The organism is Paracoccus sp. NFXS7 (assembly GCF_040148865.1).
Classification (GTDB): Bacteria; Pseudomonadota; Alphaproteobacteria; order Rhodobacterales; family Rhodobacteraceae; genus Paracoccus; species Paracoccus marcusii.
In genome coordinates this window covers 39067-52612 of record NZ_JAKEKV010000010.1, presented here as the reverse complement: position 1 = coordinate 52612, position 13546 = coordinate 39067, and the positions used below count along the sequence as shown (strand labels likewise).

Below are 13546 nucleotides of genomic sequence, written 5' to 3'. Positions count from 1 at the left end.
CTGCCCTGCGGAATGCAACGGAAAGATGTGCCGGTGACCTATTGCGTCGGACTGAAACTGGATGCCGGGCTTGTGCTGCTGTCGGATACCCGCACGAATGCCGGGCTGGACAATATCTCGTGCTATCGCAAGATGTTCTTCTTCGAGGCGCCGGGCGAACGCATCATCGCGATCATGACCGCCGGGTCGCTGTCCGTGACCCAGACCACCATCGCCCGCCTGGAGGAGGCGATCGAGGATGAGCTGGCAGACGACACGACCTCGATCCTCAAGGCGCCGACCATGCTGCGCGTGGCCACGATCATCGGCGACACGCTGTGCCGCACCCGGCGCGAGATCGCCGAACAGTGCCGCGACCTCAAGCAGCAGGCATCCGCCAGCATGATCGTCGCGGGACAGCGCAAGGGCGGCGACATGCGCCTGTTCCTGATCTATCCCGAAGGCAACTTCATCGAGGCGACCGAGGACACGCCCTTCCTGCAGATCGGAGAGCACAAGTACGGCAAGCCGATCCTGGACCGGGTGGTCACCCCCGCGACCAGCCTGGCCGACGCGCAGAAGGCCGTGCTGCTGTCGATGGATTCGACGCTGCGGTCGAACCTGTCGGTGGGGATGCCGCTGGACCTGGCGGTGATCGGCGCCGATGCCTGTGCGGTCACCACGCGCCGCCGCATCCTGGACGGCGATCCGGACTTCATGCAGATGAGCGCGGCCTGGTCCGCGGCGCTGCGCGACAGCTTCGTCAAGGTCAGCATCTGACCCGCAGCTGTTAGCGCAAGCCGGACCGCATCCGCGTTGAAGCAGTCCTGCCAAGCCGTTAAGCAGTCCCCAGCATCATCTTCGGGGGACATCATGACCGACAAGACCAGCCGCAGCCGCATCACCCCCGAAGAGGCGCTGGCCTATCATCTGGAACCGAGGCCGGGCAAATACGACATCACGCCCTCGACCCCCATGACCACGCAGCGCGACCTGTCGCTGGCCTATTCGCCGGGCGTCGCGGTGCCGGTCCAGGCCATCGCCGACCGGCCCGAGACGGCATACGATTATACCACCAAGGGCAACATGGTGGCGGTGATCTCGAACGGGACGGCGATCCTGGGGATGGGCAATCTGGGCGCGCTGGCCTCCAAGCCCGTGATGGAGGGCAAGGCGGTCCTGTTCAAGCGCTTTGCCGACGTGAACGCCATCGATCTGGAGCTGGACACCGAGGACGCGGACGAATTCATCAACGCCGTCAAGCTGATGGGCCCGACCTTCGGGGGCATCAACCTGGAGGACATCAAGGCGCCGGAATGCTTCATCATCGAACAGCGCCTGAAGGAGCTGATGGACATCCCGGTGTTCCACGACGACCAGCACGGCACCGCGGTGATCTGCGCCGCGGGCCTGCTGAACGCGCTGGAGCTGTCGGGCAAGAAGATCGAGGATGTGCGGATCGTGCTGAACGGCGCGGGTGCTGCCGGCATCGCCTGTCTGGAACTGCTGAAGTCGATGGGCGCGCGGCATGACAACTGCATCATGTGCGACACCAAGGGCGTCATCTATCAGGGCCGGACCGAGGGCATGAACCAGTGGAAATCGGCCCATGCGGTCGTCACCACCGCCCGCACGCTGGAGGAGGCGATGAAGGGCGCCGACGTCTTCCTGGGCGTCAGCGCCAAGGGGGCGGTGACCCAGGACATGGTCGTCAGCATGGCCGACAACCCGGTGATCTTTGCCATGGCGAATCCCGACCCCGAGATCACGCCCGAGGATGCGCATGCCGTCCGCCCCGACGCGATCGTGGCCACCGGCCGCAGCGACTATCCGAACCAGGTGAACAACGTCCTGGGCTTTCCCTATCTGTTCCGCGGCGCGCTGGACATCCACGCCCGCGCCATCAACGACGAGATGAAGATCGCCTGCGCCGAGGCCCTGGCCCGCCTGGCGCGCGAGGATGTCCCTGACGAGGTCGCCGTCGCCTATGGCCGCAAGCTGCAGTTCGGGCGCGACTACATTATCCCGACCCCCTTCGATCCGCGGCTGATCCACGTGATCCCGCCCGCGGTCGCCCGCGCCGGGATGGACACGGGCGTCGCGCGGCGCCCGATCATCGACATGGAGGGCTATGTCCAGACGCTGAAGAACAGGATGGACCCGACGGCCGCGATCCTGCAGGGCATCCATGCCCGCGCGCGGCAGGCCCAGGCCCGGATGATCTTTGCCGAGGGCGACGATCCGCGCGTGCTGCGCGCCGCCGTGGCATGGCAGCGCACCGGCATGGGCCAGTCGCTGGTCGTGGGCCGCGAGGCCGAGGTCAAGGCCGAGCTGGAGGCCCTGGGCATGGGCGACGCCTTCCGAGAGATCAGCGTCGTGAACGCCGCCAACACCCGGCATTTGGACAGCTATCACGAGTTCCTGTACCAGCGCCTGCAACGGAAGGGCGTCGACCGCGAGGACGCGTTCAAGCTGGCCAACCGCGACCGCCACATCTTTGCGGCGCTGATGCTGGCGCATGGGCATGGCGACGGGTTGGTGACCGGCGCCACGCGCAAGAACGCACCGGTGCTGGCGCAGATCGGCCATGTCTTCGACGTGCGCCCGCAGGACGGGGCGGTTGGCATCACCGCCGTGCTGCACCGGGGTCGGATCGTGCTGATCGGCGACACACTGGTCCATGAATGGCCCGAGGCCGAGGATCTGGCCGACATCGCCGCCCGCGGCGCCGCCGTCGCCCGCAACCTGGGGCTGGAGCCGCGCGTGGCCTTCCTGTCCTTCTCGAACTTCGGCTATCCGGTCAGCGAACGCGCCATCAAGATGGCCCAGGCCGCCACCGTCCTGGACCGCCGCGGCGCCGATTTCGAATACGAGGGCGAGATGACCGTGGACGTGGCGCTGAACATGGACGCGGCCGCACGCTATCCGTTCAGCCGCCTGACCGCGCCCGCGAACGTGCTGGTGGTGCCGGCGCGGCATTCGGCCTCGATCTCGGTCAAGCTGATGCAGGAGATGGCGGGCGCGACCGTCATCGGTCCGATCCTGACGGGCGTGGCTCGCCCGATCCAGATCTGTTCGACCAACTCGACAGTCAGCGACATCCTGAACATGGCCGCCATCGCCGCGGGCGGGGTCGGCGCGCAGGGCTGAGGGCGCGCCGAAGGGGGTATTTGGGCAAAGGAGACGTTCAGGCGTTGCGGTCGAACTGGCGCTGCCGCTCCCGGAACCGGGCGCGGTCGGCGTCGGAGTATTCGTCGGCGCAGCGGTGGCAGCTGACGCCATCCTCATATTCAGGGCGGGCGCGGTCCTCGGGTGCCAGGGGGCGGCGGCAGGCATGGCACAGACCGTGCCGCCCCTGCGCCAGCCCATGCGTCAGGCTGACCCGCTGGTCGAAGACGAAGCATTCGCCCTGCCAGGTGCTGTCCTTTTGGGGGACGTCCTCCAGGTATTTCAGGATGCCGCCCTGCAGGTGGTAGACCTGATCGACGCCTTGCGAGATCAGGTAGTTGGTCGACTTCTCGCAGCGGATACCGCCGGTGCAGAACATCGCGATGCGCTTGCCCTGAAACCGATGCGCGTTGTCGGTCCACCAGGCCGGAAAGTCGCGAAAGCTTTTCGTGCCGGGGTCGACGGCGCCCTGAAAGGTGCCGATCTGGACCTCGTAATCGTTGCGGGTGTCGATCACGGCCACGTCGGGCGCGGCGATCATCGCGTTCCAGTCGCGCGGTGCCACGTAATGGCCGGTGGTGGTGGCCGGGTCCATGTCGGGCTGGCCCATGGTCACGATCTCGGCCTTGAGCCGGACCTTCATGCGGGCAAAGGGGGGCGCGTCGGCGGCGCTATCCTTCCAGTCGAGGCCCGCGAAACCGGGCCAGGCGCGGATGTGGTCCAGGACCGCCAGGATGCCCGCGCGCGGGCCCGCGATGGTGCCGTTCACGCCTTCGGGCGCCAGCAGCAGTGTGCCGCACAGGCCCTGCGCACGGCACAGGTCCAGCAACGGTCCCTGCCGGGCCGCCGGATCGGCCAGGCGGGCAAAGTGATAAAGCGCGGCAACGGTCAGGGGGGTTTTGGGCAGCATGGGCGTGGCCTTATCGCGGCCACGCCCCTTGGCGCAAGATCAGAACGCAGACCCTAGAAGGTCAGGCCCAGGGCCAGACCGCCCAGCAGATAGGTCAGGCCGGTGATCAGCAGGATGCCCACGACGTTCAGCACGAACCCGCCCCTGGCCATCTGGGCGATGGTAACGGTCCCGGTGCCGAACACGATGGCGTTGGGCGGCGTGCCCACCGGCAGCATGAAGGCGCAGGTCGCGGCCAGCGCCGCGGGGATCAGCAGCGTCATCGCATCGGCCCCGATGCCCAGGGCGACACCGCCCAGGATCGGGATGAAGGTCGCGGCGGTGGCGGTGTTCGACGTGATCTCGGTCAGGAACAGGATGATCGTGACCACGGCCGCGACCAGCAGGATCGTCGGCAGCGAACCCAGGCCGGTGACCTGCTGGCCGAACCAGCTGTCCAGCCCGGACGACGCCACGGCAGAGGCCAGCGACAGCCCGCCACCGAACAGCAGAAGGACGCCCCAGGGCAGCCCGGCCTCGGCATCCTTCCAGTCCAGGACCATCTTGTCGCGGCCCTTGCCGGGCAGCAGGAACATGGCCAGGCCCGCGCCGATGGCGATGGCCGTGTCATCCAGGTTGCCCAGCCAGGGTGCCGCGGCCTCGATCGCCGGGATCGAGGTCAGAAGGCCCGGCACGATCCACAGGAACGCCGCGCCCAGGAACACGGCCAGGACCATCTTCTCTCCCTGGCTGAGCGCGCCCAGGTCACGGACCTGATCCTCGATCATCTGCTTGCCGCCGGGGATCTCGGGCAGGTCGAACCGGTACAGGACGCGGGTCATCAGGAACCAGGCGATGAAGATGAAGATGAAGGCCAGCGGCGTGCCCAGGACCATCCACTCCAGAAAGCCGATGTTGCGGCCCAGCTCGTCCGAGGCATAGCCCGCGACGATGGCATTGGGCGGGCTGCCCAGCAGCGTGCCCAAGCCCCCCATCGACGCGGCCCAGGCGATCGACAGCACCAGGCAGACGCCGAAGGCGCTGATGTTGGGGTCCTTGACGACGTCGGTGATGGTGCCGCCGGCCTTCATCGCATCCTCGGCCGCGGCGCCGTCCTGGCGCGATCCGCGTTCGACCACCAGGGACAGGACGGACAGGCCGATGGGCAGCATCATCAGCGTGGTGGCGGTGTTGGACACCCACATCGACAGAAATCCCGTGGCCAGCATCATGCCCAGGACGATCCGCCGGGGCGCCACACCCACCTTGCGCAGCGTCAGCAGCGCGATGCGCGTGTGCAGGTGCCATTTCTCCATCGCGATGGCGATCAGGAAGCCGCCCAGGAACAGGAACACGATCGACGACGCATAGGGCTGCGTCGCCTGGCCGACGGTCGTTTCCGTCAGCGCCGGGATCAGCACGATCGGCAGAAGCGCGGTGGCCGACAGCGGGATCGCCTCGGTCATCCACCAGATGGCCATCAGCGTGCCGACGGCGGCGACGATGCGTGCATCCTCGGACAGCCCCTCCTGTCCGCCCAGCAGCAGCCAGACGATGCCGGCCATCACCACCCCAAGCGCCCGCAGCACCCAGATCATCTGCGCAGAGCGGGTCGGGACCTCGTTCTCGTCATATTCACCGGGGTGGTGCAGATCGTCCTGTATCCCCATCGTGTCCTCCCTTTTCGTGCGACATCTTCTTGCGGTCAGGGTATGGTAAAACCGGGTCCGCGACCACCCTTGACGACCGGCCCCGCCCGGCGGTCTAGTGGCGCCACACCGAAGCCAAGGCGGACCGGATGACCCAAGCCCTGATCGTGATCGACATGCAGCGCGACTTCTGCCCCGGCGGTCGGCTGGCCGTGGCGGGGGGCGACCAGATCGTGGCGCCGATCAACGCGATGATGGCCGATTTCGACGCGGTGATCCTGACGCAGGACTGGCATCCGGCCGACCATGCCAGCTTTGCCGACAACCACCCGGGCGCCGCCGCCTTTTCGATGACGCAGATGCCCTATGGCCCGCAGGTGCTGTGGCCCGCCCATTGCGTGATCGGCACGCCGGGGGCGGAGTTCCACCCCGACCTGCAGGTCGACCGGGCCGATCTTGTGCTGCGCAAGGGGTTCCGCGCCGGCATCGACAGCTATTCCGCGTTCTTCGAGAACGACCGCACGACCGCCACCGGTCTTGCCGGCTATCTGCGCGACCGCGGCATCACCGACCTGACCCTTGTCGGGCTGGCCCATGATTTCTGCGTCGCGTGGAGCGCGATGGACGCCGCCCGCCTGGGCTTTGCCGCCCGCGTGGCGGAGGATGCGTGCCGTGCGATCGACCTGGATGGCAGCCTGGCCGCCGCGCGCGCGGCGATGCGCCAGGCGGGCGTCACGCTGGCCTGAGGGTTGCGCCCCCGCGCGGATCAAGGCACCAAGGGCGAAATGGTCAAGGAAACAGCGTCATGGCCGATATCGCCACGCGGGTCTACAATCACAAATGGAAGATCGACCCGATCGTCCGGTCGCTGATCGACACCGATTTCTACAAGCTGCTGATGTGCCAGTCGGTGTTCCGCAACAGCCCGGACACCACCGTCACCTTCAGTCTGATCAACCGCAGCAAGGATGTCCGCCTGGCCGACCTGATCGACGAGGGCGAGCTGCGCGAGCAGCTGGACCATGTGCGGTCGCTGTCCCTGACCCGCGGAGAGAGCACCTGGCTGCGCGGCAACACCTTCTATGGCAAGCGGCAGATGTTCCGCCCCGACTTCATGGAGTTCCTGGAGGGGCTGCGCCTGCCCGCCTATCACCTGGACAAGCGCGACGGCCAGTACGAGCTGACCTTCGAGGGCCCCTGGCCCCAGGTGATGCTGTGGGAGATCCCGGCTTTGTCGATCCTGATGGAGCTGCGGTCCCGCGCGGTCCTGAAGGACATGGGCCGGTTCGAGCTGCAGGTCCTCTATGCCCGCGCCATGACCCGCCTGTGGGAGAAGATCCAGGCCATGCGCGCCCTGCCCGACCTGCGCATCGCCGATTTCGGCACCCGCCGGCGGCACAGCTTCCTGTGGCAGGACTGGGCCGTGCAGGCGATGATCGAGGGGTTGGGCGACCGCTTCACCGGCACCTCGAACTGCCTGATCGCGCAGCGCCGCGACATCGAGGCGATCGGTACCAATGCACACGAGCTGCCGATGGTGCGCGCGGCCCTGGCCGATGGCGACGCGGCCCTGCGCCAGGCGCCCTATGACGTGCTGGCCGACTGGCACGAGGAGCATGACGGCAACCTGCGCATCATCCTGCCCGACACCTACGGCACCGAAGGGTTCCTGGCGGGCGCGCCGGACTGGCTGGCGGGCTGGACCGGCATCCGCATCGACAGCGGCGACCCGGCCACGGGCGCCGAGACCGCGATCCGCTGGTGGCAGTCGCGCGGCGAGGACCCGCGGGGCAAGCTGATCATCTTTTCCGACGGGCTGGACGTGGACAAGATCCTGGCCCTGCATCGGCAGTTCCACGGCCGGGTCAAGGTCAGCTTCGGTTGGGGCACGCTGCTGACGAACGATTTTCGCGGGCTGGTGCCGGGGGACGGGCTGGCGCCCTTCAGCCTGGTCTGCAAGGCAGTGGCGGCCGACGGGCGGCCCACGGTCAAGCTGTCGGACAACCCCGCCAAGGCCACCGGTCCCGCGGCCGAGATCGAACGCTACAAGCGCGTCTTCGGGGTGGGCGTCCAGCAGGCGCTGTCGGTCACGGTCTAGACCCCGGTCGCCCACAGCACCAGCAGACAGGCCAGCGCCCCGAGCGATGCCGTGATCGGCAGTGTCACCAGCCAGGCGGCGGTGATGGTCACGACATGGCTGCGCCGCACCAGGATGCGGCGGCGCGTCTCGTCCGCGGGCAGAGCCTCGGACCGGCTGCCGCGGCGACGGTCCAGCCATTCGCGCGCAAAGCCCACGCCGAAGATGCCGCCGACCGCCACATGGGTGGTCGATACCGGCAGGCCCAGGGCCGATGCGCCCAGCACTGTCACGGCGGTGGCCAGCGACACGCAGAAGGCGCGCCCCGCGTTCAGCTTGGTGATGCCGCTGCCCACCATGTGGACCAGGCGGCGCCCGAACAGCAGCGTGCCGGTGGCGATGGCAAGCCCCCCGCCCGCCAGCACCAGCACCGGGACCACGCCGATCGCGGTCGACATCCCCTGTCCGCGCAGGACCACCGACAGCGGTCCCGCGATGTTGCCCACGTCGTTGGCGCCATGGGCAAAGCCCAGGATCAGCACGGACATCACCAGCGCGGGGCGCAGCAGCGACTTGGTGCTTGGTTTACGCGGATGGCGTGCCAACTCGCGCAGCACGCTGCGCCGCGTCAGCCACAGCGCGCCCGCCCCGGTCGGCGCGGCCGCCGCACAGGCGGCCAGCGGTCCCAAGTCCAGCAGCACCACGACATAGGCCGAAAACAGCGCCGCCATCAGGCCGACCAGCAGCGGCAGCCACAAAAGCGCCGCCCCGGCGCGGTCCGGCGCCTCGACCACCTTAAGGCGCAGCAGGATCAGCAGACCGCCGGCCAAGCCCCCCGCCACCACCGGCGTCACCATCCAGACAGATGCGATGATCGCCAGCGTCCCCCAAGCCACCGCCGACAGGCCCAGGGCCACCGCCCCCGCCCCCGCGATGCCACCCACGATGGAATGCGACGTGCTGACCGGCAGGCCGATGCCCGTGGCCAGGGTGATCCAGACTGCCGCCCCGATCAGCGCGGCGACCATCATCATCGGGGCGCGCCCGCCCTCGGCCAGGGGTGCCAGCTGGACGATGCCGCCCGCCAGACGGGCCGACACCGCGCCCCCAGCCAGCACCGCCCCCGCCACGCCCGCGACGGCGACCAGCGCCAGCCCGGGCAGCAGTCCGATGGCCCCCGCCCCGACCGCCGGACCCAGTGAGTTCGCAACGTCGTTCGCCCCGATCGCCACGCCCAGCCAGGCCGCGACCACCAGCCCCGCCCCGATGGCCAGCATGCCGGGCGCGGCACCCGACAGCGCCATGACCATCAGCAACCCGCCCACCAGCGCCAGCACCGCCAGCCCCAGCCGCCAGACGGGACGGAAGGCATGCATCTGTGCGACCTCGGCATGGCCGATGCGGCCCAGATCCTTGTCCAGCGCGCGAAAGCCGGGGCGGTGCGTCATGCCGGCTCAGGCGGCATCGGGGCGGTCCAGACCGGCCAGGATCTGCTTGAGCCCCGGTTCGACCACCATGCGGGCGGCCTCGACCGGGGCGAACCAGCGACGCTTGCGCTGCCGGTCCTCGGGAAACCGGTCTGACACGCTGTCCACGGACAGCAGATAGACACGCATCTCGACCGGGACGGCATAGCCCTGGTTCTGCTGCTTTCTGTACCGGAAGCGGCCCAGTTCGGCCGGGCGGATGCGCCCGCGCACGCCGGCCTCCTCCCAGGCCTCCTGGGCTGCGGCGCCGGGAAGGGTGCGCCCCTCCATCGGCCAGCCCTTGGGAATGACCCAACGGCCCGTGTCGCGGCTGGTGATCAGCAGGACGTTGCCGCTGGCCGGGTCGCGGCAGATCGCGCCGACCTGCATCAGCACCGGCCGCCGCCCCAGCAGCAGATCAAGGGTCCGGCGCCAGACGCTCATTCGTCCTCCACCTTGCCGCGCAGGGACTTGACCTCTCCGCGCACCGACTTGGCCTTCAGGCGGCGGCGCTGGCTGCCCAGGGTGGGGCGGGTGGCGATGCGGCGCTTGGGCGCGACCAGGGCCTGGCGGATCAGGTCGGCCAGCCGTTCGCGGGCCAGTTCACGGTTTCGGGCCTGGCTGCGGGTTTCCTGGGACAGGATCAGGACGGCCCCGTCCTGCGTCCAGCGCCGCCCGGCCAGCCGCTGCAGCCGCCGCTTGACCGGGTCGGTCAGGCTGGGGGATGTCGCGGCCTCGAACCGCAGCTCGACCGCGGTCTCGACCTTGTTCACGTTCTGCCCGCCCGGTCCCTGAGACCGGGTGAACTGTTCGGACAGTTCCCATTCCTGGATGGCGATGGTTTCGGTGACATGCAGCATGACCTTCAGGATATGGCGCGATCCGGGGTCAGTTAAAGCGCAAACCGGTTAACACAGTGTAAATTCCGGCTGTCCTCAGATCAGGCGACAGGGTTCCTGTTCCGGCCAATGCGCGAAGGGCAGGACCGCGCCGTCCCTGCGGCTGACATCGACGCGGGACAGATCGACGGTCGCGCGCACCCATCCCGGTGCGTCCATCTCTCCTTCGGCGATGATCCCGGTCTCGGGCCAGAAACCGTCGGGCGGGCCATAGATCGCGGCGCGGCCCCGGTTCTCGTCCAGCGCGGGCATCCAGTCGCAGGGGCCGACGGTAGGCGCCTGGACCACGACGCACTGGCTTTCCAGCGCGCGGGCCATCGCGCCGATGCGCACCCGGCTGAACCCCGCGACCGTGTCGGTGCAGCTGGGCACCAGCAGGAGCTGCGCCCCGGCCTGCGCCAGTACCCGTCCCAGCAACGGAAACTCGCTGTCATAGCAGATGAGGATGCCGATCCGCCCCAAGGTCGTGTCGAAGATCCGCAGGCCGGGCGCGCCGGTGACATGCCATTCCTCGCGTTCGAACCGGGTCATGATCTGCTTGTCCTGGTGGCCGATCACACCGTCGGGGCCATACAGCACCGCACGGTTGACCGGGCGCGCGCCGTCGAAGGCCGGCCCCGACGCGCCCAGGATGTGACAGCCGTGCCGCGCCGCAAGGTCCGCATGCAGCGCCCTGACCTGCGGGTCCAGCGCCGACACGGCATGCAGGCTGGCCTCCAGATCGCCGGCGACCGCGCGCCCGGACAGGGATGCCAGCTCCATCGCGCCGTATTCGGGGAAGACCAGCAGATCGGCATCAGCATCGGAGACCCACCGTGCCAGCTTGGCGGCATAGGCGTCGAAGCTGTCGAACCAGTCGATCGGATAGGCGGCGGCGGCGATCTTCACAGCGATTTCATCCAGAATTGCAGGGTCTTTTCGGTCTCGGTGGCCTGGCCCAGGTCCTTCCAGGCGAACTGTGCGACGACGCCCGGCAGGGGCGCATAGCCGCGCTTGCGCCAGAACGCATCCAGCGGCCAGTACTCGGCCGGACGCATCGGGTGATCCGCGGGGCGGATCACGCTGCAGAAGGCCGACCAGCGTGCGCCCAGGGCGCGGGCGTGATCCTCGCGCGCGTCGAAGAACGCATGGCCCAGCCCGTGCCCGCGATAGGCCCGCAGCAGCACCGATTCGGCACAATAGAAGATGTCGGACAGCGGTTCAGGGCGATCCGCGAATGCCGCGCCGAAATCGGCGGCGTGATCCGACATCGGCGCGCCCGTGGCCGCCCCCACGATCCGGTCCCCGTCCATCGCGGCGACCACGACCGCGCCGGGCGACTGGTAGGAGCGCAGATAGTCGCGTTCGTAATCGGCATCGCCGTCATACAGGTACGGCCAGTCGCGGAACACGTCGATGCGCAGGCGCGCCACGTCGGGCAGCGCGTCGGCCAGCGCATCGCCGGTCAGGACGCGGACCGCGACGCTCATGCGCCGACCTGGGCCATCCAGTCGGCCAGGTTGTAATAGGTGGTCACCCGCGCGATGCGGCCGTCGCGGACGGTGAAGAACGCGCCCGCAGGCAGGCGATAGGTCTGGCCGCGGGCCTCGGGCAGGCCGGGATCGGTCTTCAGATAGGTCCCGTTCACGACGAATTCCGCCGCCGCGCGGTCGCCCGCCTCGTTGGCCATGATGACCATGTCGGTCAGGTTTTCCCGATAGCTTTCGGTCATGTGGGCGTTAAATTCCGCGAACAGCGCGCGGCCGCGGCGGATCTTGCCCTCGTTCACGTGGTGCTCGACGTCGTCATGCAGCAGCGCCAGCATGTCGTCGGTGCGCCCCGCGTTGAAGGCGTCGTAATAGGCGGCGATCAGGGCCTTGGCATCCATCGGGGTCTCCTTGCTTTTGCGCAAGGCTAGCGTGCCGAACGCGCGCCGTCACCTGATCCCAAGGTCCGAGGGAACCAATCCGGCCCCGGCGGCCTTGAAAAACGGTTTGAACCTGTTAGCGCTGATGCAAACAGGAACCGGAGGACTTCATGGACAATCGCGATCAGCTGGGCAAACGCGAGATCACCTGCTTCAAGGCGTATGACGTGCGCGGAGAGCTGGGCAAGAACCTGGATGCGGACGTCGCCTATCGCATCGGTCGCGCCTTTGCGCAGGCGCGCGGCGCCAAGCGCGTCGTCGTGGGTCGCGACAGCCGCGAATCCTCGCCCGAACTGGCCGCGGCGCTGATCGAGGGCCTGACCGACGGCGGCGCCGACGTGCTGGACCTGGGCCTGGCCGGCACCGAGGAGGTGTATTTCCACACCGGCAACCAGGACACCGATGGCGGCATCGAGGTCACGGCCTCGCACAACCCGATCAACTACAACGGCATGAAGATCGTGGGTCGCGGTTCGGCGCCGCTGGACCCGGCGACCGAACTGCCGCCCATCGTCGATCTGGCCACCAACGGCGAATTCGCCCCCACCACCAAGGGCAGCGTCACCGATTTCAGCCATGCCCGCGCCGAATACGCATCGCGCATGGCCGATTTCGTCGATGTGGCCGCGCTACGCCCGATGAAGATCGTGGTGAATGCCGGCAACGGCACCGCGGGCCCGACCTTCGACGCGATCGCCGAGGAGCTGGAGCGTCGGGGCGCGCCGCTGACCTTCGTGCGGATGCACCACAACGTCGACAGCAGCTTTCCCAACGGCATCCCCAACCCCCTGCTGGACGAGAACCAGCCCCCCACCGTCGCGCGGATGAAGGAAGAAAAGGCCGACCTGGGCGTGGCCTGGGACGGCGATTTCGACCGCTGCTTCTTCTTCGACGAGAACGGGCGCTTCATTCCCGGGGAATACATCGTGGGCCTGCTGGGCGCGGCATTCCTGGAGAAGTCGCCCGGCGAGAAGATCGTCCATGACCCCCGCGTGATCATGAACACCCGTGCCATGATCGAAGAGGCCGGTGGCGAGGCCGTGGTGTCCAAGACCGGCCACGCCTTCATCAAGCGCAAGATGCGCGATGTCAGCGCGATCTATGGCGGAGAGATGTCGGCGCATCACTATTTCCGCGACTTCTACTATTGCGACAGCGGCATGATCCCGTGGCTGCTGATGATCGAACTGCTGTCGCGCAAGGGCATGACCCTGGCCGAGATGCTGGAAGAGCGGATGCGCCTGTATCCGTCGTCCGGAGAGACGAACTACACCATCTCGGACCCGGATGCGGCCATCGCGCGCCTGATCGAAACCTACGAGCCGCAGGCCGACAGCCGGGACGACCTGGACGGGGTTTCGCTGAACTTTGGCAAGTGGCGGTTCAACCTGCGCAAGTCGAACACCGAACCGGTGGTGCGCCTGAACGTCGAATCCGACGGCGACGCGGCGCTGGTGCGCGAAAAGCAGGCCGAACTGGCGGCGCTGCTCAAGGCGTGACGGGCAGGCGGGCC

13 protein-coding genes are annotated in these 13546 nt (G+C 68.2%); 5 read left to right on the top strand and 8 right to left on the bottom strand.

Going from position 1 to position 13546, the window contains the following annotated elements; genetic code table 11:
* Positions 1–33: 33 nt before the first annotated feature.
* Entirely contained in the window at positions 34–759 is a 726-nt protein-coding gene (locus tag LZ686_RS15480) for a proteasome-type protease (protein ID WP_045982660.1), read from the top strand.
* A 93-nt stretch (positions 760–852) separates the two neighbouring features.
* Positions 853–3129, top strand: a complete 2277-nt coding sequence (locus tag LZ686_RS15475) for an NADP-dependent malic enzyme (RefSeq protein WP_349548373.1) — start codon at positions 853–855, stop codon at positions 3127–3129.
* Between the two features lie 37 nt (positions 3130–3166).
* Here the strand turns inward: LZ686_RS15475 and trhO are convergent, their stop codons facing one another.
* A complete protein-coding gene (gene trhO, locus LZ686_RS15470) occupies positions 3167–4057 on the bottom strand; it encodes an oxygen-dependent tRNA uridine(34) hydroxylase TrhO (protein ID WP_349548372.1) in 891 nt (296 codons plus the stop codon).
* Positions 4058–4110: 53 nt separating this feature from the next.
* A complete protein-coding gene (locus LZ686_RS15465; RefSeq protein ID WP_046000431.1) occupies positions 4111–5706 on the bottom strand; it encodes an SLC13 family permease in 1596 nt (531 codons plus the stop codon).
* Positions 5707–5834: 128 nt separating this feature from the next.
* Between LZ686_RS15465 and pncA the strand changes: the two genes are divergently transcribed.
* The gene (pncA, locus tag LZ686_RS15460; RefSeq protein WP_127897472.1) at positions 5835–6431 is read left to right on the top strand and encodes a bifunctional nicotinamidase/pyrazinamidase; all 597 of its coding nucleotides are present in this window, start codon (positions 5835–5837) and stop codon (positions 6429–6431) included.
* Positions 6432–6490: 59 nt separating this feature from the next.
* Positions 6491–7783: a nicotinate phosphoribosyltransferase gene (gene pncB / locus LZ686_RS15455; protein WP_046000433.1), complete on the top strand. Its 1293-nt coding sequence runs from the start codon at positions 6491–6493 to the stop codon at positions 7781–7783.
* Here pncB and LZ686_RS15450 read toward each other — a convergent pair.
* The 6 genes from LZ686_RS15450 to LZ686_RS15425 form a co-directional block, all read right to left on the bottom strand.
* Positions 7780–9210, bottom strand: coding sequence for an inorganic phosphate transporter (locus LZ686_RS15450; protein WP_295168000.1), 1431 nt, complete (start codon positions 9208–9210; stop codon positions 7780–7782). The two genes, pncB and LZ686_RS15450, sit on opposite strands and share 4 nt — an antisense overlap.
* A 6-nt stretch (positions 9211–9216) precedes the next feature.
* Positions 9217–9672: an NUDIX hydrolase gene (locus LZ686_RS15445; RefSeq protein WP_349548371.1), complete on the bottom strand. Its 456-nt coding sequence runs from the start codon at positions 9670–9672 to the stop codon at positions 9217–9219.
* Complete coding sequence (gene arfB, locus LZ686_RS15440; protein ID WP_127897474.1) at positions 9669–10088, bottom strand: alternative ribosome rescue aminoacyl-tRNA hydrolase ArfB; 420 nt, start codon at positions 10086–10088, stop codon at positions 9669–9671. The genes LZ686_RS15445 and arfB overlap by 4 nt, the downstream gene beginning before the upstream one ends.
* Positions 10089–10163: 75 nt before the next feature.
* The gene (locus LZ686_RS15435; protein ID WP_347917561.1) at positions 10164–11015 is read right to left on the bottom strand and encodes a carbon-nitrogen hydrolase family protein; all 852 of its coding nucleotides are present in this window, start codon (positions 11013–11015) and stop codon (positions 10164–10166) included.
* Complete coding sequence (locus tag LZ686_RS15430) at positions 11012–11596, bottom strand: GNAT family N-acetyltransferase (protein ID WP_349548370.1); 585 nt, start codon at positions 11594–11596, stop codon at positions 11012–11014. Before LZ686_RS15430 ends, LZ686_RS15435 begins: the two co-directional genes overlap by 4 nt.
* Positions 11593–11994, bottom strand: coding sequence for a ketosteroid isomerase-related protein (locus LZ686_RS15425; protein WP_349548369.1), 402 nt, complete (start codon positions 11992–11994; stop codon positions 11593–11595). Before LZ686_RS15425 ends, LZ686_RS15430 begins: the two co-directional genes overlap by 4 nt.
* 149 nt (positions 11995–12143) lie before the next feature.
* Here LZ686_RS15425 and LZ686_RS15420 point away from each other — a divergent pair, with 149 nt between their 5' ends.
* On the top strand, positions 12144–13532 hold the full coding sequence (locus LZ686_RS15420; RefSeq protein ID WP_045982672.1) for a phosphohexomutase domain-containing protein: 1389 nt from the start codon (positions 12144–12146) through the stop codon (positions 13530–13532).
* Positions 13533–13546: the final 14 nt, after the last annotated feature.

Coding starts and splice junctions, on each gene's coding strand:
- LZ686_RS15425 (WP_349548369.1), bottom strand. CDS start 11,994: ATGGATGCCAAGGCCCTGATCGCCGCCTATTACGACGCCTTCAACGCG.
- pncB (WP_046000433.1), top strand. CDS start 6,491: ATGGCCGATATCGCCACGCGGGTCTACAATCACAAATGGAAGATCGAC.
- LZ686_RS15475 (WP_349548373.1), top strand. CDS start 853: ATGACCGACAAGACCAGCCGCAGCCGCATCACCCCCGAAGAGGCGCTG.
- arfB (WP_127897474.1), bottom strand. CDS start 10,088: ATGCTGCATGTCACCGAAACCATCGCCATCCAGGAATGGGAACTGTCC.
- pncA (WP_127897472.1), top strand. CDS start 5,835: ATGACCCAAGCCCTGATCGTGATCGACATGCAGCGCGACTTCTGCCCC.
- LZ686_RS15445 (WP_349548371.1), bottom strand. CDS start 9,672: ATGAGCGTCTGGCGCCGGACCCTTGATCTGCTGCTGGGGCGGCGGCCG.
- LZ686_RS15450 (WP_295168000.1), bottom strand. CDS start 9,210: ATGACGCACCGCCCCGGCTTTCGCGCGCTGGACAAGGATCTGGGCCGC.
- LZ686_RS15420 (WP_045982672.1), top strand. CDS start 12,144: ATGGACAATCGCGATCAGCTGGGCAAACGCGAGATCACCTGCTTCAAG.
- LZ686_RS15430 (WP_349548370.1), bottom strand. CDS start 11,596: ATGAGCGTCGCGGTCCGCGTCCTGACCGGCGATGCGCTGGCCGACGCG.
- LZ686_RS15465 (WP_046000431.1), bottom strand. CDS start 5,706: ATGGGGATACAGGACGATCTGCACCACCCCGGTGAATATGACGAGAAC.
- trhO (WP_349548372.1), bottom strand. CDS start 4,057: ATGCTGCCCAAAACCCCCCTGACCGTTGCCGCGCTTTATCACTTTGCC.